Origin of the sequence: Curtobacterium pomorum, assembly GCF_044497295.1 — a bacterium.
Lineage (GTDB): Bacteria > Actinomycetota > Actinomycetes > Actinomycetales > Microbacteriaceae > Curtobacterium.
Window position 1 is genome coordinate 1,369,242 of the sequence record NZ_CP172409.1, and the last position, 18,995, is coordinate 1,388,236.

The following is an 18,995-nucleotide window of genomic DNA, read 5'->3' on the forward strand; positions in this document are numbered from 1 at the left end:
CGCCGGGGCCCTCAGGAGCGGCTGCGTGAGGCCTGCGCCGAGTCCATCGCGAGCTCTTCGGCGTCGAGGGTCACGAGCACGCGGCGCATGACCTCCTCGTCGAGGTTGCCCTTCTCGCGCTCCTCGAGCACGATCTCGCGGCGGCGGTCGAGCAGCTCGCGCCGGATGTCCTGGATCTGCGAGCCGCGCAGCCGCATCGGGGCGTTCCGCTCCTCGTCCTCTTCCTCGAGAGCGTCCTGCCGGAAGGTCTCGACCTGCCGCTCGAGCCGGGCCTTCAGCCGGTTCACCACGGAGTCGACGGCGACGGCGCCGTACTGCTTCGACCAGTCCGGGCGGCGCTTCTCGAGCAGCTCGATCGCCGCCTCGGTCGTGCGCTGGTTGAGGCGCATCTCGCTGCGGACGTCCTCCTCGCCCTCGGCCGGGTCCTGCACCTTGAGGGCGCGGATGACGAACGGCAGGGTCAGGCCCTGCAGCAGCAGGGTGCCGACGGTGACGAAGAAGGCGATGATGAAGATCGTGTCCTGTGCGGGGATCTGCGTCGGGCTCGCGACCACCGACACCGCGGCGGCCAGGGTGACCACGCCGCGCATGCCGGTCCACGAGATCACGGTCAGCTCGCGCCAGTTGAGCTTCGGTTCGGCCGTACCGCGCATCCACCGCAGGGACGGGTGCCCGCGGGACAGCTTGATGCGCAGTGGACGGAGCCACCGCCCGTTGAAGCGGTTGCGCACGTACGACTCGAAGATGAAGAGGGGCCGCACCAGGATCACGACGCAGAGCACCACGGCCGCGGCGGTGAGGGTCTGCCCGAGGCTCCGCTCGCTCTCGACCAGGTCCTGCACCACCGTGTTGAGCTGCAGGCCGATCAGGGCGAAGACGAAGCCCTCGAGGATGACGTCGATGCTGGTCCACAGCGGGCGCTCCTGCAGCCGGGTGGCGTAGCCCTCCTTCGGCGAGTTGTAGCCGATGTACAGGCCGGCCGTGACGACCGCGATGACGCCGGAGCCGGAGAGGTCCTCGGCCAGGATGTACGCGACGAAGGGCAGCAGGATGCTCATGATCGTCTCGACCACCGGGTCGTTCAGGCGCATCCGGATCCAGTGCACGACGACGCCGAGCACGATGCCGACGGCGAGCCCGACGCCGATCGCCAGGCCGAAGATGCCGAGGTCCTGCCAGATCGTCAGCGACGTGCCCGCGATGATCAGCGTGAACACGCGCACCAGGGTCAGGGACGCGGCGTCGTTGATCAGGCTCTCGCCGGACAGCACCGTCATCACCCGGCGGGGGAGCCCGAGCTTGCGGCCGATCGCGGCGGCCGACACGGCGTCCGGCGGGGCCACGATCGCACCGAGCAGGATCGCCGCCGGCAGGGTCATGTCCGGGATGAGGAAGTACGCCACCGCGCCGACGACGAGTGCCGTCACGATGACCAGGAAGATGCCGAGACGCCGGATCTGCTTGATCGACGTGCGGAAGCTCTGCCACGACACGTCGAGGGCCGCCGAGTAGAGCAGCGGCGGCAGGATCACCGTCAGGATCACCTCGGAGTCGATCTCCATCGCGGGGAGCCCCGGCAGGAACGACGCCGCGAGCGCGACCGCCGTCACGAGCAGGGGAGCGGGGAGTCCCTTCGCCCGTGCGAACCCGGTCACCGCGAGCGATCCGACCAACAGGATGAGGAGCTCGACGGTGTCCATGGGACTCATTCTCGCATCGGCATGGTTCCGAATCTGAACGAGTCTGAAGCTCCGGTGAACAACGGGTTGCCGATCAGGTTTGCTCCGGAGGCCGTCGATGGGGAACACTGGCCCGCGGTGGACATCACACTCATAGTCGTCCTGGTCATCGCGTTGGCCCTCTTCTTCGACTTCACAAACGGTTTTCACGACACCGCCAACGCGATGGCGACTCCGATCGCGACCGGGGCCATGAAGCCCAAGGTCGCGGTCACGGTCGCCGCGGTGCTCAACCTCGTCGGTGCGTTCCTCAGCACCGCGGTGGCGACCTCGATCTCGCACGGCCTCATCAACGAGGGCCCGGGCGGCGTCGCGATCTCACCGGAGATGATCTTCGCGGGGCTCATCGGAGCGGTCGTGTGGAACATGATCACGTGGCTCCGCGGGCTGCCCTCGTCGTCGTCGCACGCGCTGTTCGGCGGACTGATCGGAGCCGCGATCGTCGGCGCCGGGTTCCAGTCCGTGAACTACGTCGCGCTGCTGACGGTGGTGATCATCCCCGCCTTCGCGTCCCCGGTGATCGCGTCGCTCGTGTCGTTCCTGTCGACACGCATCGCGTACCGGATCACGAAGCGCCCGGTGTTCCCGAACGAGCGCGGTGGCTTCCGCGTCGGGCAGATCTTCACCTCGTCGATGGTGTCGCTCGCGCACGGCACGAACGACGCCCAGAAGACGATGGGTGTCATCACGCTGACGCTGATCGCGTCGGGGGCGCAGTCGTCGAACCAGGGCGTGCAGTTCTGGGTCGTCGTGGCCTGTGCCCTGGCGATCGCCCTCGGCACCTACACGGGCGGGTGGCGCATCATCCGCACCCTCGGGTCCGGCATCACCGAGATCCGTGCGACCCAGGGCTTCGCGGCCGAGGCGTCGACCGCCGCGACGATCCTGGCGTCCAGCCACCTCGGCTTCGCGCTCTCGACCACGCAGGTGTCCTCGGGCTCGATCATCGGTGCCGGGCTCGGCCGCCGCGGCTCGAAGATCCAGTGGTCCACCGCCGGCAAGATCGTCATCGCCTGGTTCATCACGCTGCCCGCCGCCGCAGCCGTGGGCGCCGTGGCGTCGGGCATCGCACGCCTCGGCGTCGTCGGGCTCGTCATCGACGCGGTCGTCGGTGCCGCCGTGATCCTCGGCCTGTACCTGTGGTCGCTCCGGAAGCCGCACGAGCAGGCATCGGCCATCGAGGTCGACGTCGCCGCGAACGCCGTGTACACCCGCAAGGAACTGCGTGACCTGCAGCGCAAGAAGCGTGCGGACGCCGTCGCGGACCGTCGCGCCGCACTGAGCCGCGAGCGCACGCTCCGCCGCATGGCCGCACGCAAGGGAGGCCGTCGCTGATGGGTATCGACTGGTTCGCATTCCTCACCGTGGCGCTCGTCGCCGTGGTCTCGTCCTGCTTCGTCGTCGCCGTCTACTCGGTCGGCCTCCGCTTCTGGAGCGCCGCGGACACCCGCGCCGGCAAGTTCACCGTGAAGGACGACGGCACGATCGGTCCGGCGACCGCCGGGTTCCCGAACCCGGCCGGAGCGTCGACCGCGGTGCGTGCCTTCCGGGCGCTCGCGATCCTCTGCTACGCGGTCTGCGGCGCCGTCGTCCTGTACGGCATCTACCTCATCGTCCCCCAGTTCCACTGACTCCGGCGCGGGGCGCGGTCGACGCTTCGTGAGCAGAAATGGTCGAGTGCCCTCCGTCGGCCCGACCATTTCTGCTCACCATGCGCACGCACGCGCGCGCACGCACGCACGCACCCCGCCCGGCGCGGGCCCGCACACACCCCGAGCTCGTCCCGGACCGGCCGGACGGACTGGGCTAGCCTCGACGTGTGACCGGCAACGAAGCAGCACAGGCCCCCGCAGGGGCGCAGACCCGTACCGAGAGCGACTCGCTGGGGTCGCGCGAGGTCCCGATCGACGCCTACTGGGGCATCAACACCCTGCGCGCGCTGGAGAACTTCCCGATCACGTCGGTGCCGATCTCGGTGTACCCGGACCTCATCGAGGCCCTCGCCACCGTGAAGCAGGCGGCGGCGCGGGCGAACCGGGCGATCGGGGTCCTCGACGAGGAGCGCGCCGACGCCATCGACCGTGCTGCGCAGGAGGTGCGTGACGGTGCCCTGCGTGAGCAGTTCGTCGTCGACGTCGTGCAGGGCGGCGCGGGCACGAGCACGAACATGAACACGAACGAGGTCCTGGCGAACCGGGCTCTCGAGCTCCTCGGCCGCGAGCGGGGCGACTACGGGTACCTGCACCCGATCGACCACGTGAACCGCAGCCAGTCGACGAACGACACGTACCCGACGAGCATCAAGATCGCGATGATCTTCTCCGCCCGGCGGCTCATCGAGCAGCTCGAGCAGCTCTCCGCGGCGTTCGCCGAGCGGGGGAACGCCTTCGCCGACGTGCTCAAGGTCGGCAGGACGCAGCTGCAGGACGCCGTGCCGATGACCCTCGGGCAGGAGTTCACCGGGTTCTCGCACACCATCCAGGAGGACGCCGACCTGCTCCGCAAGGTCCTGCCGCTGTTGGCCGAGATGAACCTCGGCGCGACGGCGATCGGCACCGGGATCACCGCGGACCCGCTCTACCGCGACGAGGTCCGCCGGCAGCTGCAGGACGCCAGCGGCATCGACGTCGTGACGGCGCCGGACCTGATCGAGGCGACGAGCGACGCCGGTGCCTTCATGACCCTGTCCGGCACGGTGAAGCGCAGTGCCGCGAAGCTCTCGAAGATCTGCAACGACCTGCGGCTGCTCGCGTCGGGGCCGCAGGCGGGGCTCGGCGAGATCACCCTGCCGGCGCGCCAGGCGGGCTCGTCGATCATGCCGGGCAAGGTGAACCCGGTGATCCCCGAGGTCGTGAACCAGATCGCGTTCGCCGTGGTCGGCGCCGACACCACGGTGACGATGGCGGCCGAGGGCGGCCAGCTGCAGCTCAACGCGTTCGAGCCGATCATCGCGCACTCGATCCTCCAGTCGCTGCAGTGGATGTCCCGGGGCTGTGCCACGTTGCGCGAGCACTGCGTGACCGGTATCGAGGCGAACGAGGCAAAGCTCGCGGCGCAGGTCGACACGAACGTCGGGGTGGTCACGGCGCTCACCCCGTACATCGGCTACGCGGCGGCGGCGTCGATCGCGCACACGGCACTGACGACGTCGACGCCGATCTCGACGCTCGTCGTCGCGGCCGGCCTGATGGACGAGGACCAGGTGCAGCGTGTGCTGAGCCCGGCGCGGCTGTCCGGCATCGAGCTCGCGACCGGTGCGATCCCGGTGGTCACCGAGGAGATGCTGGACCGAGCGGCGCGCGAGCGCTGAAGCCCACGCGCGACCGCCTCACGGCATCGGTGCCTCGCCGACGCGCACCTGCTGCGCGACGTCGCGCAGGTGCTCCTGCGCCGGGGTCGGCTCGGCGTCCTCGTCGGCAGCGACCTGCGCCGCGACGTTCCGGACGTGCCGAGCAGCCGCGATGTCGGCGTCGCGCCAGCGGGCCAGCGTGAAGTTCCGCGTCACGTCGCGCAGCGGCAACCGGATCGACTCGTCGGCCTCGATGCCGGCGAGGAGCTGCCGCATCCGGATCACCTCGGAGTCGAGTTCGCCGCCGACCACGAGCACGAAGTTCGAGATGTACAGGTAGACGAGCAGCAGGATCCCGCCGCCGAGCCACCCGTACGCACGGTTGCCGCCGCCGATCGTCTCGACGTAGACCGCGAAGCCGACCGTCGCCAGGGCCCACGTGACGATGGCGAACGCGGCACCGGCGGACACCCACCGCAGCTGCGGCGTCTTCACGTTCGGGGTCGCGTAGTACAGGACCGCGACCATCACGACCAGGTCGGCGGCGAGCACGGGCCACTTCACGACGTTCCACACGTCGTCGATCCACGGCGCCCAACCGAACGAGGCGACGATCGCCGCCGAGATCGTCGGGGTGCCGAGCAGGATGACGATCGCGATCGCTCCGCCCACCATCACGAGCAGCGTGACGAGCAGCATCATGCTGCGGAACTTCCAGATCCGCCGCCCCTCCTCGACCTCGTACGAGGTGTTCATGGCGCGCCCGAACGCCGTCGCGTACCCGGACAGCGACCACAGCGTCAGCACGACACCGATCGCGAAGCCGAGCCACGGGTTGTCGAGGGTCAGCAGCTGCCGCAGCGGGGTCTCGAGGTGCTCCGCCGTCTCCGGTCGCAGGATGAACCCGAGCACGCCGATGATGTCGGACAGGCTGTCGCCCTCGCGGTCCACGATCGACAGCGCGGACACCACCGTCAGCGCCGTCGGGAACACGGTCAGCAGTGCGAAGAACGTCAGCGACGCGGCCGCGTCGACGACGCGGTGCCGGATGACCGAGTGGTAGGTGCGCCGGACGACGGCGCGGACTCCCGTCCGCTGGAGATCGCGCGATGCGCTGTCCGGCATGCGTTGTACGGTACCCGACACGTGGCGGACGGGAGGCCCGTGGCGGGCCCGCCACGGGCCTCCCGTCCGCCTCGCGAAAGCGACAGACGTCCGCGGAAGGTTCGCGCAGATCTGTCGCTTTCGCGGAAGGGGGTGGTCCGGTGCTGCGGCCGCGCGGCCGTCAGTCGGCGTGGGGGTGCAAGGCGTCGTAGCGGCGGAACGACGGGACCAGGCGGAGGAGCAGCGCGACGAGCGCGACGATGAGCACGCCGCCGATGATCGGCGGGTACGCGATGCCGGCCGCGACGACCAGGCCGGCGTACAGGTCACCGAGCCGCGGGCCTCCGGTGACGACCACGATGAAGATGCCCTGCAGCCGACCGCGCATGCCGTCCGGCGACGCCGCCTGCAGGATCGTGTTCCGGAACACCGAGCTGACGTTGTCCGCACCGCCGGCCATCGCCAGGAACAGCGCCGCGAGCCCGAGCGCCGGCAGGATCTCGACACCGAACGCCTCGCCCGAGCGCCCACCCAGCACGTGCGCCAGCGCGATGACCACACCGAACGCGGCGATCGCGCCGCCGTACGCCGTGATGGCCCAGCCGACGGCCTCGCCCTGGCGGCGCACGTGCCCGAGCGGCCCGGAGAAGACGCTCGACAGCAGCGCACCGATCGCGTACGCGGCCGTGAGCGTGCCGACGGTGATCGATCCGCCGCCGATCACCAGCGCCCCGATCGCGGGGAACAGGACGCGGGGCTGCCCGAACGTCATCGCGACGATGTCGAGCACGAACGTCATGGTGATGTTGCGCGAGCGCCGCAGGAACTTCGCACCCTCGATGAGCGAGCTGAGCCCGGGGCGGAGCGCACCGTGGTCGGCGGCCATCCGCGGCAGCGTGAACACCCCGAGGAACGCGAACGTGAACAGGACGACGTCGATCGTGTAGGTCGGCGCGAACCCGACGCTCGCGATCAGCACACCGGCGACCGCGGGACCCACCGTGACCTGGAAGCCCGAGGCGATCCCGCCCAGCGCGCTCGCCGCGGGCAGCAGGTCCGTGCCGACCAGTCGCGGGACGATCGCCGAGCGCGAGGCGTTGCTCACGGTCGCGGCGACGGCGTTCACGGTCGCCAGGACGTAGAGCAGCGCGACGCTGTGCAGCCCGAGCCACGAGTGGGTGGCGATCAGGGCGACCGCGACCCAGGCGATGATCGACGACACGAGCGCGACCGTGCGCCGGTCGAAGGCGTCGGCGAGCATGCCGCCGTACAGGCCCGCGACCACCATCGGCAGCAGGGCGATGACCCCCACGAGCGCCACGGCGAAGGTGGAGTGCGTGATCTCGTACACCTCGAGCCCGACCGCCACCGTGGTCATCTGCGTGCCGATCCCGGCGATGGCGGTGCCCGCCCAGAGCCGGGCGAAGGCGGGGGATCGGCGGAGCGGGGTGAGGTCGGCGAGCAGGCGGCGGCGCGGCGGTGCGGGAGTGGGTCGTGTCACGGTGGAACCATTCTGCGGCCTGGACGGTCGTTGCGTCTGCCGTTGCCGCGCTCTGGTTGACTGGATCGCATGACTGACCTCAACAGCAAGCCCGAGTTCGACGCGCCCGAGGGCCCGGCCCCCACCGACCTCGTCGTCACCGACATCGTCGAGGGTGACGGCGACGTCGCGAGCGCCGGGTCGACCGTCAAGGTCCACTACGCCGGCGTCGAGTACGAGACCGGCGAGGAGTTCGACAGCTCGTGGAACCGCGGTGAGCCCATCGACTTCCCGCTCGCGGCGCTCGTGCGTGGCTGGCAGGAGGGCATCCCCGGCATGAAGGTCGGCGGCCGCCGCAAGCTCGTCGTCCCGCCGGAGCTCGCCTACGGTCCCGCCGGTGGCGGCCACTTCCTCTCCGGCAAGACCCTGATCTTCGTGATCGACCTGCTCGGGGTGCGCTGATGCAGGTCGGTGCCCCGACCATCGAGCTGAACGACGGCCACCGGTTCCCGGAGCTCGGCCTCGGCACCTACGGGCTGAACGGCGACGAGGGTGCGGCCGCGGTCGGCACCGCCATCGCCAGCGGCTACCGGCTGCTCGACACCGCGCTGAACTACGGCAACGAGGACGCCGTCGGCCGTGCCGTCCGCGAGTCCGAGGTGGCGCGCGAGGACCTCGTCGTCACCTCGAAGCTCCCCGGCCGGCACCACGGCTACGACGAGGCGCACCGCTCGATCGACGAGACCCTGGGCAACCTCGGGCTCGACCACGTCGACCTGTACCTGATCCACTGGCCGAACCCGTCGGTGGACAAGTTCGTCGACACCTGGAAGGCGTTCGTCGACCTGCGCGACAGCGGCAAGGTCCGCTCGATCGGCGTCTCGAACTTCACGCCGGAGCACCTGCGCCGCATCATCGACGCGACCGGCGTCGCACCGGCGGTGAACCAGGTCGAGCTGCACCCGTACTTCCCGCAGGCGGCACTGCGGAAGGTGCACCAGGAGCTCGGCATCGTCACCGAGAGCTGGAGCCCGCTCGCGGTCCGCTCGGAGCTCCTCACCGAGCAGCCGATTACCGACGCCGCAGCGGCCCACGGCGTGACCCCCGGCCAGGTCGTGCTGCGGTGGCACGTCCAGCTCGGCGCCGTGCCGGTGCCGAAGTCGGCCGACGCCACCCGACAGCGCGAGAACCTCGACGTGTTCGGCTTCGAGCTGACCGACGCCGAGGTGCAGGCCATCTCCGGCCTCGAGCGCGGCCGGCTCTGGGACGCCGACCCGGACACGCACGAAGAGATGTGAGCGACGACCCTTCGGGAACTGCGGGGCTCCAGCGGGCAGTACACTGGATTCCCCTCTTCCCGAAGGGTTGCGTGTGTCCGAACCGACCGAGATCGACCGCGAGCGCGGCTACGTGGACGGCCTCTTCCGCCGTCTCGACGAGCTGACCGCCGAGGCCGAACAGCGTCTCGCCGAGACCCGTCGTCAGGCGGTCGGCGGGAACCACCAGAGCCGCAGCGAGCGCGATGCGTACGCCCGGCTCTACGAAGACACCGTGGCGACGCTCGAGCGTGTGGGGGACCGTCTGGTCTTCGGCCGGCTCGAGGTCTCCGAGCCCGACAGCGCCGAGGACGCCTTCCGGTACATCGGCCGGGTGGGGCTCCGCGACGCCGACCACCGCCCGCTGCTGCTCGACTGGCGCGTGCCCGGTGCCAGCGCCTTCTACCAGGCCACCGCGGCGCACCCGATGGGGATGCGCTCGCGACGCCACCTGTCACTCGAGGGTCGTCGGGTCGTCGGTGTCGAGGACGAGGTCTTCGACGCCGCGCTCTACGACGACGAACGCACCCACCTGCAGGGCGAGGGAGCGCTGCTCGCCGCGGTGACCGCGGAACGCACCGGCCGGATGACCGACATCGTCGCCACGATCCAGGGCGAGCAGGACCGGATCATCCGCTCCCCGCTCGAGGGCGTCCTGATCGTGCAGGGCGGCCCCGGCACCGGCAAGACCGCCGTGGCGCTGCACCGTGCCGCGTACCTGCTGTACTCGTACCGCGAGCGGCTGCGGGGCTCCGGGGTCCTGATGGTCGGTCCGTCGCCGGCGTTCCTGACGTACATCGAACAGGTCCTGCCGTCGCTCGGCGAGACCGGCGTCGTGATGGCCTCGCTCGGGTCGCTCTACCCGGGTGTGCACGCGACGACGCACGACGCCCGCGACGTCGCGGCCGTGAAGGGCTCCGCGCAGACGGCCGCGCTCCTGCGCCGCGCGGTGCGCTCCCGTCAGGTGGTGCCGACCGAGTCGGTGACGCTCGACGTCGAGGGCGAGCGGCTCGTCGTGCCGCCGCAGCTCGTGGCCGACGCGATGAAGCGCGCACAGGACCGCGGCAAGCCCCACAACGCCGCGCGTGTGACGTTCAACAAGCTCGCACTCGACGCGATGACCCGGCTGCTCGCCGACCAGCTGCGCGAGCGTGGGACGACGGTGGACGAGGCCGACGAGAAGGTCCTGCGCGAGGACATCCGGAGCTCGTACGACGCCCGGGTGCTGCTCAACACCGCGTGGCTGCCGCTGCCGCCGGAGAAGTTCCTCGAGGACCTGTACGCCCGCCCGAACTGGCTCGCGTCGCTGACCCCCGACTGGACCCCGGAGCGCCGCGCCCTGCTGCACCGTGCCCGTGGTGCGGCGTGGACGGTCGAGGACGTCCCCCTGCTCGACGAGGCCGCCGAACTGCTCGGCCCGTTCGACCCGACCGGCGGCGCCGCCAAGCGCGCGGCGAAGGCCAGTCGGAACCGTGACATCGAGAACGCCCGCCAGGCGATCGAGAACATGGGCGTCGAGGGCATCGTCACCGCCGAACAGGTGGCCGGCTCGTTCGCCGAGGGCGGCGACCCCCGGTCGACGGCCGAACGCGCGGCCGACGACCGTGAGTGGACCTACGGGCACATCGTGGTCGACGAGGCGCAGGAGCTGTCGCCGATGCAGTGGCGCGTGCTCGCCCGCCGCAACCCGCTGCGGTCCTTCACGATCGTGGGCGACATGGCGCAGGGTTCCTCGCCCGGGGCCGCGCGCACCTGGGACGACGTGCTCGGCGCGCTGGCCCGTCGTCGCCGTGGCCGGGCGCCGCTCGTGCCGCTCGACCACCGCATCGAACAGCTCACCGTGAACTACCGCACCCCGCGGTCGATCGTCGAGGCCGCCGGTGTCTTCGCCGACGGTGCCGGCCTGACCGTCACCCGGAACGAGGCCGTGCGCGACGGCGATCCCGTCGAGCGCGTCCGCGTCGCCCGCGCCGACCTGCTCGACACCGTCGTGTCGGTCGCCGATGCCGAACGCGAGCGGATCGGGGCGGGCACGATCGGCGTCATCGTCCCCGAGTCCGAGGTCGACGCCGTCCGACAGCGCCTCGCCCGCACGGAGGCCGACGTGCGCGGGCTCGCCGCGCCGCACGCCGGGTCGCTCACGGTGCTGACCGGGGCCGACGCCAAGGGCCTCGAGTTCGACGGCGTGCTGCTCGTCGACCCCGACCGTGTCGGTGGCGACGCTGCGCGCCCCGCTGCCGCGGTCTACGTCGCGATGACCCGCCCGACACGGCGCCTGACGGTCATCGACGTCGCCTGACCCGCGGGTCGCGCGCTCCCGCGGCCACTTCGTGAGCAGAAATGGTCGGGTCGGCAGCGCGGACGCGACCATTCCTGCTCACGATCCGCGGCGGTACGGCGGACGCGGTGCGGACGGGAGGCCCGTGGCGACTTCGCCACACCCCCGCCGTCTCAGGACGGGTCGCCTGCGGATCGGACGCGCGCGACGAGGTCGGCCCACGGTCCGTCCAGGCGTCGGCCCGGGATCCTCACGGTCGTGCGCTCGACGGTGATCGTCCACGTGAAGTCGTCGGGGACCGGTGCCCCGGACGGCGACTCCGTCGCGGCGGTGCGGGGGAGCGCGTCGACGACCTCGGACCACGCCGCGGGGTCACCGCTCGTGTCGGTGTCGACCCGCCAGCGCCGCATGGTGCCGGCGAAGCCCCCGGAACGACGGACCTCGATGCGCATGCTCCCGACCGTACGCGCCGGTGGCGTGCTCAGGCGAGCACGCCCACCGTCCGCCAGGCGTCCTGCACGGCGGCGTGCTCCGCTGCCCCGTCGCCGAACCGGGTGGCGGCGGCGTCGATCGTGACGGCGGCGAACCCGGCGAAGTCGATCGAGGCGGTGACGGCGTCCGAGGTCAGGGCGTCCCACCACACGGCACCGGCACCCTGCCAGGCGTACCCGCCGATCGCCGTCGCCGCCAGGAAGAACGCGTGGTTCGGGATGCCGGAGTTGGTGTGCACCCCGCCGGCGTCGTCGGTCGTCACGACGAAGTCGGCCATCGTCGCGGGCTGCGGGTCCTTGCCGAGCACCGGGTCGTCGTAGGCGGTACCGGGTGCCCGCATCGACCGCAGGGCGTCGCCGTGGACGGCGTCGGTGAAGAGCCCCTCGCCGATGAGCCAGCTGGCCTGTTCGGCGGTCTGCCCGGCCGCGTACTGGGCCACGAGGGAGCCGAACACGTCGCTGACGGACTCGTTGAGCGCCCCGGACTGCCCCTGGTAGGTCAGGTCGGCGGTGTACTGCGTGACGCCGTGCGCCAGCTCGTGACCGATGACGTCGAGGGCGATCGTGAACCGCCGGAAGACCTCGTCGTCGCCGTCACCGAACACCATCCGGCTGCCGTCCCAGTAGGCGTTGTCGTAGTCCTGCCCGAAGTGGACCGTGGCGTCGAGGGGGAGCCCGGCGCCGTCGATCGACACCCGGCCGAAGACGTCGAGCCAGAAGGCGTGGGTCGCGCCGAGTCCGGCGTACGCCTCGTCGGCGGCGGGGTCACCGGTCTCGGGGCCGCCCTCGTTCCGGACCACCGTGCCCGGCAGGGTCGTCGTGCCGCGGGCATCGGCGATCGTGCGCTGCGGTGACCGGTCGGCGGTGCCGCTGACGCCGCGCGGGGCGACCAGGTGCCGGTGCTTCGGGGTCTGCACGAGCTCGAGCGACGCCAGTGCGGTGCGGGCGGCCGATGCTGCGCGGGGGAACTCGGCCGCCTGGGCCACGGCGTGGAGCAGGTAGGGCGGGACGACGGAGCGCCGGCTGTCGGTCGGGGTCATGCGCTCATGCAACCACCGGGCACCGACACCCCGGCCACGGGTCAGTCGCGCTTGCGGTTCTCGACGAGACCGAGCGCGTAGCTCTCCCACCACTGTCCGGCGGCCGGTCCGCCGTTGCACGTGCCGTCGCTGAGCCCCGGCGTCTTGACCCACAGCAGGGCGTCGAGTCGGCTCGATCCACCGGTGACGTGCGGGGCCTGGCCGAGCCCCGCGCCCTCGGGGTTGCACCACGTCCCGCGCCAGCCCTGCCCGTTGCGGGAGACGTCGATGACGAAGTGCGGATCACCACCGATCGCGTCGGCGAGCTCGTCGGCGTAGGCGCGTTCCTGGTCGACGCGGTAGAAGTTCGACACGTTCGTGAAGAAGCCCTGCACCTGATCGACACCCGCCTGCCGCAGCCAGTCGGCCATCGTCGCGGTCGGGACACGGTTCTCGTTGCCGCCGTCGAGGTACACCGTCAGCCCGTGCCCGGTCAGCGCGTCCACGGCCTTCCGGAGCAGGGGGAGCCGGGAGTCGCGCAGGCGCTGGCAGTTCTGGATCTGCGCGATCGCGTCCGGCTCGACGAGCACGACGGCCCCGGACCCGGCCATCGCCCGCACGGCGGACCGGATCCACGGCAGGTAGGCGTCGTCGGTCGTGCCGCCCTTCGAGTAGCTGCCGCAGTCGCGGTCCGGCACGGTGTACAGCACGAACACCGGGGTGGCCCGCTGCTGCTCGGCGTTCCGGACGACCGCACGGATGGTCGCGCGCGTCTCGGACCGCGAGGTGTTCGTGAGCCAGGTCGCGATCGGCTGGTCGGCGATGCGGGCGATCTGCGCCGCGGTGTCGTCGTGTCCGGCGGCTCGTGCCTGGCGCTCGCGGATACCCGGCTGGTTCACCGCCGACGGCTGGTGCGCGAGTCCGCCGGGGAACGCCTGCTCCACGGTCTTCCGCGTCGCGACGTCACGTCCGCTCGCCGTCGGGTCGGCGTCCGGCCCGCTGCCGTGCGGCACGACCACGACGAGCGTCGTGACCACCGCGGCGACGGCGACGACCGCGGCCGCGATCCACAGCCACTGCCGGCGCGCCGACCTGCGCATCCCCTGGTCCTCCGGCATCCGGCGGTCCTCCCTGTTCGCTCTCCATGCTGACAGGTGCGGGGGAGTCCTGACCAGGCCACCGGGGCGTTCGTCCAGGTCCGCCGACGGCTTCTGCCAGGAGCGCTCCAGCGACCGCGCAGGACGGTGTTGCACAATACCGGGATGTTCCGTCGACTCCTCCTCCTCGCCGTGACCGCGGCGTACGCCTGGGTGATCTGGCGGATGACGCTGACCCCGCAGGTGTTCACATCGGCACAGAACTCGTTCGTGCTGCACGCGATCGCCTGGGTCCAGCAGCTGCCGCACGGTGCCTGGTTCACGTACGAGCGCACCGAGTTCCTCGCCAACATCGCGATGTTCGTGCCGGTCGGCATGCTCGCCGCGCTCTGGTTGCCACGGCGCTGGTGGATCCTCGGGGCCCTGGTCGCGGTCGCCCTGTCGACCGGCATCGAGTTCGCGCAGGCCACCTACCTGCCCTACCGCGTCGCCGACCCCCGCGACGTGCTGTCGAACGGCCTCGGCGGACTGCTCGGCGCGACGCTCGTCGGGCTCGTCCGCAGCCTGCTGCCCGCGCCGCGTCGTCGTCGCCTGCGCGCCAGGACGGCCTAGGACTCTGGTAGTCTTGCGCGGTTGCCGTCGAACGGCCGCGGACAAAGAGCGCTCGTGCATCAGGCACGGGCACCGCGCAACGGACTGAAAGGGGATCTACGCATGGCACTTGACGCGAAGGTCAAGCAGGAGATCATCGAAGAGTACGCGACCCACCCGGGCGACACCGGTTCCCCCGAGGTCCAGGTCGCCGTTCTGACGCGTCGTATCAACGACCTGAACGAGCACCTCAAGGAGCACAAGCACGACCACCACTCGCGTCGTGGTCTGCTGCTCATGGTCGGTCAGCGTCGCCGTCTCCTCGGTTACCTCTCCGACGTCGACATCGCCCGCTACCGTGCGCTCATCGAGCGCCTCGGCCTGCGCCGCTAGTCGACGCCCCACGGCTTGACCGAACGCCCCGGTCCTCTTCGAGAGGACCGGGGCGTTCTCCGTTCTGCGGGAATGGTTACGCGTGGCGCACGGTTCGGTACGATGTTCATGCAAACGCATCGAAAGTCGGGAACCACCATGACCACCATCGCCGTCGTCTCCGCCGGACTCTCCGAGCCCAGCTCCACCCGCCTGCTCGCCGACCGCCTGGGCGAGGCCGCCGTCGCCGCGCTCGTCGCCGAGGGCACGCCAGCACACCTCCTGCACGTCGAGCTCCGGCCGCTCGCGCACGAGATCACCGACGCGATGCTCACCGGGTTCGCCGCGCCTGCGCTGTCCGCCGCCACGGCCGCAGTGGTCGAGGCCGACGCGGTCGTCTTCGTCACGCCGATCTTCACGGCCGGCGTGAGCGGTCTCGCGAAGTCGTTCCTGGACATCCTGGACAAGGACTCGCTCGCCGACCTGCCCGTCCTCCTCGGCGCCACCGGCGGGACCTCGCGGCACTCGCTCGCCATCGACCACGCCCTGCGCCCGGTGTTCGCGTACCTCCGCGCAGCGGTGGTGCCGACCGGTGTCTTCGCCGCGACCGACGACTGGGGGAGCGACGGTGACGCCGCGGCCCTGGACGGACGCATCCGCCGGGCCGGAGTCGACCTGGCCTGGGCGATCCGGGCCTCCCGTCGGGCCCCGCAGGAAGCCGACGCGCTCCCCGCGACCGCGGACTTCGCGAGCCTGCTCGGTGGCCTCGGCCACTGACCCGGATCGCTGACCCCGCGGCCCGCTCTTAGGCGGGCCACAGGGTTCGTGGGGTCGGAGTGCGGCCGGCTGGCGGCTCGCTCATCGGTGGCCTCGGGAACCTCGTCATGACGACGAGGAGGACCGATGGACACCAGAGGCACCGGCAGGCGATCCGCACGGATCACGAGTGCGCTCGTGAGCCTGGGCGGACTCGCGGTCGCGACGGTCACGGGCGCCGGGCTGTGGTTCGGGCACGAGCAGGCCGGCACGACGACGACCGACACGTCCACGAGCACCACCACGGATTCCGGTTCGGGTACCGGGACGTCGAGTGATGCCGCCACCGACTCCGGGTCCTCGTCCTCGTCGTCGTCGACCGAAACGTCGACCGACATCGGGGTCTCGCAGGGCACCACCGGTGGGTCGTCGGACGCGACGACGACGGGTTCCTGACCGTGCGCGCCGCCGCCGAGTGGGACCTCTGGACCACCACCGCCCGGGTCGTCCTGGACCACCGCGACCGCCGCCACCTCGCCGCCGCCGAGTCGTGCGTCCGCGAGGTCACGGCGGCGGTCGACGCCGCGTGCAGTCGGTTCCGCGACGACTCCGAGCTCCTGTCCCGCGCCGACGACCTGGTGCGCGGCACCGAGGTCTCGCCGTTGCTGGCGACGCTCGTGCACCAGGCCGTCGACGCCGCGCGACTGTCGGACGGGGACGTCGACCCGACGCTCGGCCGGCGGATGGCGTCCCTCGGGTACGACGCCGCGTTCGCCGACGCGCCCCCGGTCCCGTCGCCCGACACCGTCGCCCGAGCGCTCGACGGTCGACCCGCCTGGCAGCGCATCCTGTTGTCCGGCACGTTCCTGCGGGTCCCCGCGGGCGTCACGCTCGACCTCGGCGCCACGGCGAAGGCCGCCGCCGCGGACATGGCCGCCGCGAGCATCACCGCGCGGCTCGGCATCGGCGCCCTCGTCTCGCTCGGCGGGGACGTCGCCACGGCCGGCCCGGACCCCGCCGGCGGCTGGCAGGTGCGCGTGCAGGACCAGGAGGGCGACCCCGTCGACCACGTCCGCATCGCCTCCGGGTGGTCCGTCGCGACCTCGAGCACGCAGAAGCGCCGCTGGGAGCAGGACGGGACCGTGCGGCACCACATCCTCGACCCGCGGTGGGGCCTGCCCGCCGACCCGGTGTGGCGGTCCGTGACGGTCGTCGCCCCGTCGTGCACCACGGCGAACACCATGACCACCGCCGCGGTCGTCCGGGGTCACGGCGCCGTGGAGTGGCTCCGGCAGAGCGGCCGTGCTGCCCGACTCGTCGCGGCCGACGGCTCGGTGCTGCGGATCGGCGGCTGGCCCGACGACCAGGTCGACCACCTCGGCGGGGCGGACGCCGTCTGATGGACACCGCGCTCTGGGTGGTCGGCCGCGGGACGGGCGTCGCCGCGGTCCTGCTACTGACCCTGACGGTCCTGCTCGGCATCGTGACCCGCGGCGGACGACCGCTCCCCGGCCTGCCACGGTTCGGCGTGCAGCTCGTGCACCGGGACGTCGCCCTGGCGTCCACCGTGTTCGTGGGCGTGCACGTGGTGACGCTGCTGCTCGACACCGAGGCCGAACTCCGCCTGCTCGACGCCCTCGTGCCGTTCGCCGGTGCGTACCGCTGGTTCTGGCTCGGGCTCGGCACGCTGTCGGTGGACCTGCTCGTGGTGCTCGTCGTCACGGGGATGCTCCGCCGGGTGATCGGGCCACGCGTGTTCCGCGCTGTGCACTGGGCCGCCTACGCCATGTGGCCGATCGCGATGGCGCACGCGATCGGTACCGGGACCGACGGCACGTCGGCCTGGTTCCTGGTGATCGCCGGGGTCTGCGCCGCAGCCGTCCTCGGTGCCGTCGCCTGGCGCTGCACCGCTGGCGTCACCGCGTTCCGTCCGACCCCGAGGGAGGCCCTCCGATGACCCTGACCCACCCGCTCACCGTCCCGCCACCGACCGGCACACAACGCCTCCTCGCCGCCCCGGGGCCCGGACTCGACGACCACCACCGGACGCACGGACCGCTCCCGCACGTCGGGCCGACCACCGTCGGCGAGATCGCCCTGGCCGGCGTCGACGGCCGCGGGGGAGCCGGGTTCCCGCTCGCCCGGAAGCTCGAGACCGTCGCGGGACGGCGCCGCCGAAGCGGTGCCCCGATCGTCATCGCGAACGGCGCCGAGGGCGAACCCGCCAGCCGCAAGGACGCCGTCCTGCTCGAACGGGCACCGCACCTGGTGCTCGACGGCATCGTGGTCGCGGCGCTGGCGATCGGTGCGACCGAGGCCGTGGTCGCCACGAGCGAGCGGCTCGCCGACCGGGTCCGGCACGCCCTGGTCGAACGCACCGACGCCCGGGCCGGCACCGACCCGGTCGCGATCGCGGTCCGCGCCCTGCCGCACAGTGCCTTCGTCGCCGGGCAGGCCACGGCGCTCGCCTCGGCCGTCGCCGGTGGCCGAGGTCTGCCGGAGGACCGCACCGTCCGGCTGGCCGAGCGTGGACCGAGCGGACGACCGACCCTGGTGTCGAACGTCGAGACCCTCGCGCAGGCGGCGCTCGTCGCACGGTACGGGGCGGCGTGGGCGCGGAGCGTGGGCAGCGCGGGCGCTCCCGGCACCCGCCTCGTGACCGTCAGCGACGTGACGGACCCGGCCGGTGCCGTGGTGCTGGAGACCGCCGGGGGTGCGCCGCTCGGGCAGCTGCTGGGGGCCTCCCGGCTGCCGGCGGCCGATCCGCGACGGACGCGAGCCGTCCTGGTCGGCGGGTGGGGCGGCACCTGGGTGCCGGCCGCAGCGCTCGACGCGCCCTTCGACGTCGACGGACTGGCACCGTGGGGTGCGGCGCCCGGGGCCGGCGTGCTGGCCGTGCTCGACGACCGGAGCTGCCCGGTCGGGGTCACCGCGGGACTCGCCGCGGCGCTCGCCGGAGCGTCCGCCGGGCGCTGCGGGCCGTGCGTGAACGGGTTGCCGCGGATCGCCGACGTGGTCGCGGACCTCGCCTCCGGGCATCGAGTGGGCGACCTGGCCGGCGAGGTCCGGCGGATCGCTGCCCTCGTCGACGGCCGCGGGGCCTGCCACCACCCGGACGGCGTCGCGCGGATGGTGCGGAGCGCGCTCGACGTGTTCCACGACGACGTGCAGGCGCACCTGCGGGGCACGTGCCTGGTCGGGGGACGACCGTGAGCGGCGCACCGGGCGGTGCCACCGCCGCCGGTCCCGTCGCGTTGCACGTCGACTGGACCCGCTGTCGGGGACGCGGGCTGTGCACCGAGCTGTTCGCCGAGCGGCTGGCGCGCGACGAGTGGGGCTACCCGATCGCGCGGGACGGCGGCGGCACCCGCGACGTGCCGGTTCGGCCGGACGAACGCGCCGCCGCCGCGGACGCGGTGGCGATGTGCCCGCTGCAGGCGCTGCGGCTGGTGGGGCGGTGAGC

20 protein-coding genes are annotated in these 18,995 nt (G+C 72.1%); 14 read left to right on the plus strand and 6 right to left on the minus strand.

Annotated elements, in window-relative coordinates; all coding sequences use genetic code 11:
* Positions 1–11 precede the first annotated feature (11 nt).
* Positions 12–1,700: a cation:proton antiporter gene (locus ACGH48_RS06580; protein ID WP_396290695.1), complete on the minus strand. Its 1,689-nt coding sequence runs from the start codon at positions 1,698–1,700 to the stop codon at positions 12–14.
* A 117-nt stretch (positions 1,701–1,817) separates the two neighbouring features.
* Here ACGH48_RS06580 and ACGH48_RS06585 point away from each other — a divergent pair, with 117 nt between their 5' ends.
* From ACGH48_RS06585 to ACGH48_RS06595, 3 genes are all read left to right on the plus strand, one after another.
* Positions 1,818–3,074: an inorganic phosphate transporter gene (locus tag ACGH48_RS06585; RefSeq protein WP_123313504.1), complete on the plus strand. Its 1,257-nt coding sequence runs from the start codon at positions 1,818–1,820 to the stop codon at positions 3,072–3,074.
* Complete coding sequence (locus ACGH48_RS06590) at positions 3,074–3,370, plus strand: hypothetical protein (protein WP_123313505.1); 297 nt, start codon at positions 3,074–3,076, stop codon at positions 3,368–3,370. Before ACGH48_RS06585 ends, ACGH48_RS06590 begins: the two co-directional genes overlap by 1 nt.
* A 188-nt stretch (positions 3,371–3,558) precedes the next feature.
* Entirely contained in the window at positions 3,559–5,049 is a 1,491-nt protein-coding gene (locus tag ACGH48_RS06595) for an aspartate ammonia-lyase (protein WP_396290696.1), read from the plus strand.
* Between the two features lie 18 nt (positions 5,050–5,067).
* Here the strand turns inward: ACGH48_RS06595 and ACGH48_RS06600 are convergent, their stop codons facing one another.
* The gene (locus ACGH48_RS06600) at positions 5,068–6,153 is read right to left on the minus strand and encodes a YihY/virulence factor BrkB family protein (RefSeq protein WP_396290697.1); all 1,086 of its coding nucleotides are present in this window, start codon (positions 6,151–6,153) and stop codon (positions 5,068–5,070) included.
* Between the two features lie 160 nt (positions 6,154–6,313).
* Entirely contained in the window at positions 6,314–7,633 is a 1,320-nt protein-coding gene (locus ACGH48_RS06605) for an MFS transporter (protein ID WP_396290698.1), read from the minus strand.
* 69 nt (positions 7,634–7,702) lie between these two features.
* Between ACGH48_RS06605 and ACGH48_RS06610 the strand changes: the two genes are divergently transcribed.
* From ACGH48_RS06610 to ACGH48_RS06620, 3 genes are all read left to right on the plus strand, one after another.
* On the plus strand, positions 7,703–8,074 hold the full coding sequence (locus ACGH48_RS06610; protein ID WP_123313509.1) for an FKBP-type peptidyl-prolyl cis-trans isomerase: 372 nt from the start codon (positions 7,703–7,705) through the stop codon (positions 8,072–8,074).
* Entirely contained in the window at positions 8,074–8,910 is an 837-nt protein-coding gene (locus ACGH48_RS06615; RefSeq protein WP_340196194.1) for an aldo/keto reductase, read from the plus strand. Before ACGH48_RS06610 ends, ACGH48_RS06615 begins: the two co-directional genes overlap by 1 nt.
* A 73-nt stretch (positions 8,911–8,983) precedes the next feature.
* Positions 8,984–11,227 carry an AAA family ATPase gene (locus ACGH48_RS06620; RefSeq protein ID WP_260233115.1) on the plus strand — a complete coding sequence of 748 codons (2,244 nt, stop codon included), beginning with the start codon at positions 8,984–8,986 and terminating at the stop codon, positions 11,225–11,227.
* 152 nt (positions 11,228–11,379) lie between these two features.
* On the opposite strand, the gene ACGH48_RS06625 is transcribed toward ACGH48_RS06620, so the two are convergent.
* The 3 genes from ACGH48_RS06625 to ACGH48_RS06635 are packed head-to-tail and all read right to left on the minus strand — an operon-like array spanning position 11,380 to position 13,834.
* Positions 11,380–11,658 (minus strand): protealysin inhibitor emfourin, encoded by a 279-nt coding sequence (locus ACGH48_RS06625; RefSeq protein ID WP_396290699.1) that lies wholly within the window; start codon positions 11,656–11,658, stop codon positions 11,380–11,382.
* A gap of 29 nt (positions 11,659–11,687) precedes the next feature.
* Positions 11,688–12,737 carry a M4 family metallopeptidase gene (locus ACGH48_RS06630; RefSeq protein WP_396290700.1) on the minus strand — a complete coding sequence of 350 codons (1,050 nt, stop codon included), beginning with the start codon at positions 12,735–12,737 and terminating at the stop codon, positions 11,688–11,690.
* A gap of 41 nt (positions 12,738–12,778) precedes the next feature.
* A complete protein-coding gene (locus ACGH48_RS06635) occupies positions 12,779–13,834 on the minus strand; it encodes a glycoside hydrolase family 6 protein (RefSeq protein ID WP_396290701.1) in 1,056 nt (351 codons plus the stop codon).
* A 144-nt stretch (positions 13,835–13,978) separates the two neighbouring features.
* On the opposite strand from ACGH48_RS06635, the gene ACGH48_RS06640 reads away from it, so the two are divergent.
* The 8 genes from ACGH48_RS06640 to ACGH48_RS06675 all read left to right on the plus strand — a co-directional run bounded on the left by ACGH48_RS06640 (position 13,979) and on the right by ACGH48_RS06675 (position 18,993).
* Complete coding sequence (locus ACGH48_RS06640) at positions 13,979–14,425, plus strand: VanZ family protein (RefSeq protein WP_111084575.1); 447 nt, start codon at positions 13,979–13,981, stop codon at positions 14,423–14,425.
* A gap of 102 nt (positions 14,426–14,527) precedes the next feature.
* Entirely contained in the window at positions 14,528–14,797 is a 270-nt protein-coding gene (rpsO, locus tag ACGH48_RS06645) for a 30S ribosomal protein S15 (RefSeq protein WP_070416523.1), read from the plus strand.
* A 138-nt stretch (positions 14,798–14,935) separates the two neighbouring features.
* On the plus strand, positions 14,936–15,553 hold the full coding sequence (locus ACGH48_RS06650; protein ID WP_396290702.1) for a CE1759 family FMN reductase: 618 nt from the start codon (positions 14,936–14,938) through the stop codon (positions 15,551–15,553).
* A gap of 126 nt (positions 15,554–15,679) precedes the next feature.
* Positions 15,680–15,988, plus strand: a complete 309-nt coding sequence (locus ACGH48_RS06655; protein WP_396290703.1) for a hypothetical protein — start codon at positions 15,680–15,682, stop codon at positions 15,986–15,988.
* Positions 15,989–15,990: 2 nt separating this feature from the next.
* Positions 15,991–16,932, plus strand: coding sequence for an FAD:protein FMN transferase (locus ACGH48_RS06660; RefSeq protein ID WP_396290704.1), 942 nt, complete (start codon positions 15,991–15,993; stop codon positions 16,930–16,932).
* Positions 16,932–17,489: a ferric reductase-like transmembrane domain-containing protein gene (locus tag ACGH48_RS06665; RefSeq protein WP_396290705.1), complete on the plus strand. Its 558-nt coding sequence runs from the start codon at positions 16,932–16,934 to the stop codon at positions 17,487–17,489. Before ACGH48_RS06660 ends, ACGH48_RS06665 begins: the two co-directional genes overlap by 1 nt.
* The gene (locus ACGH48_RS06670) at positions 17,486–18,745 is read left to right on the plus strand and encodes an NADH-ubiquinone oxidoreductase-F iron-sulfur binding region domain-containing protein (RefSeq protein WP_396290706.1); all 1,260 of its coding nucleotides are present in this window, start codon (positions 17,486–17,488) and stop codon (positions 18,743–18,745) included. Before ACGH48_RS06665 ends, ACGH48_RS06670 begins: the two co-directional genes overlap by 4 nt.
* Positions 18,742–18,993, plus strand: coding sequence for a ferredoxin (locus tag ACGH48_RS06675; protein WP_396290707.1), 252 nt, complete (start codon positions 18,742–18,744; stop codon positions 18,991–18,993). Before ACGH48_RS06670 ends, ACGH48_RS06675 begins: the two co-directional genes overlap by 4 nt.
* Positions 18,994–18,995: the final 2 nt, after the last annotated feature.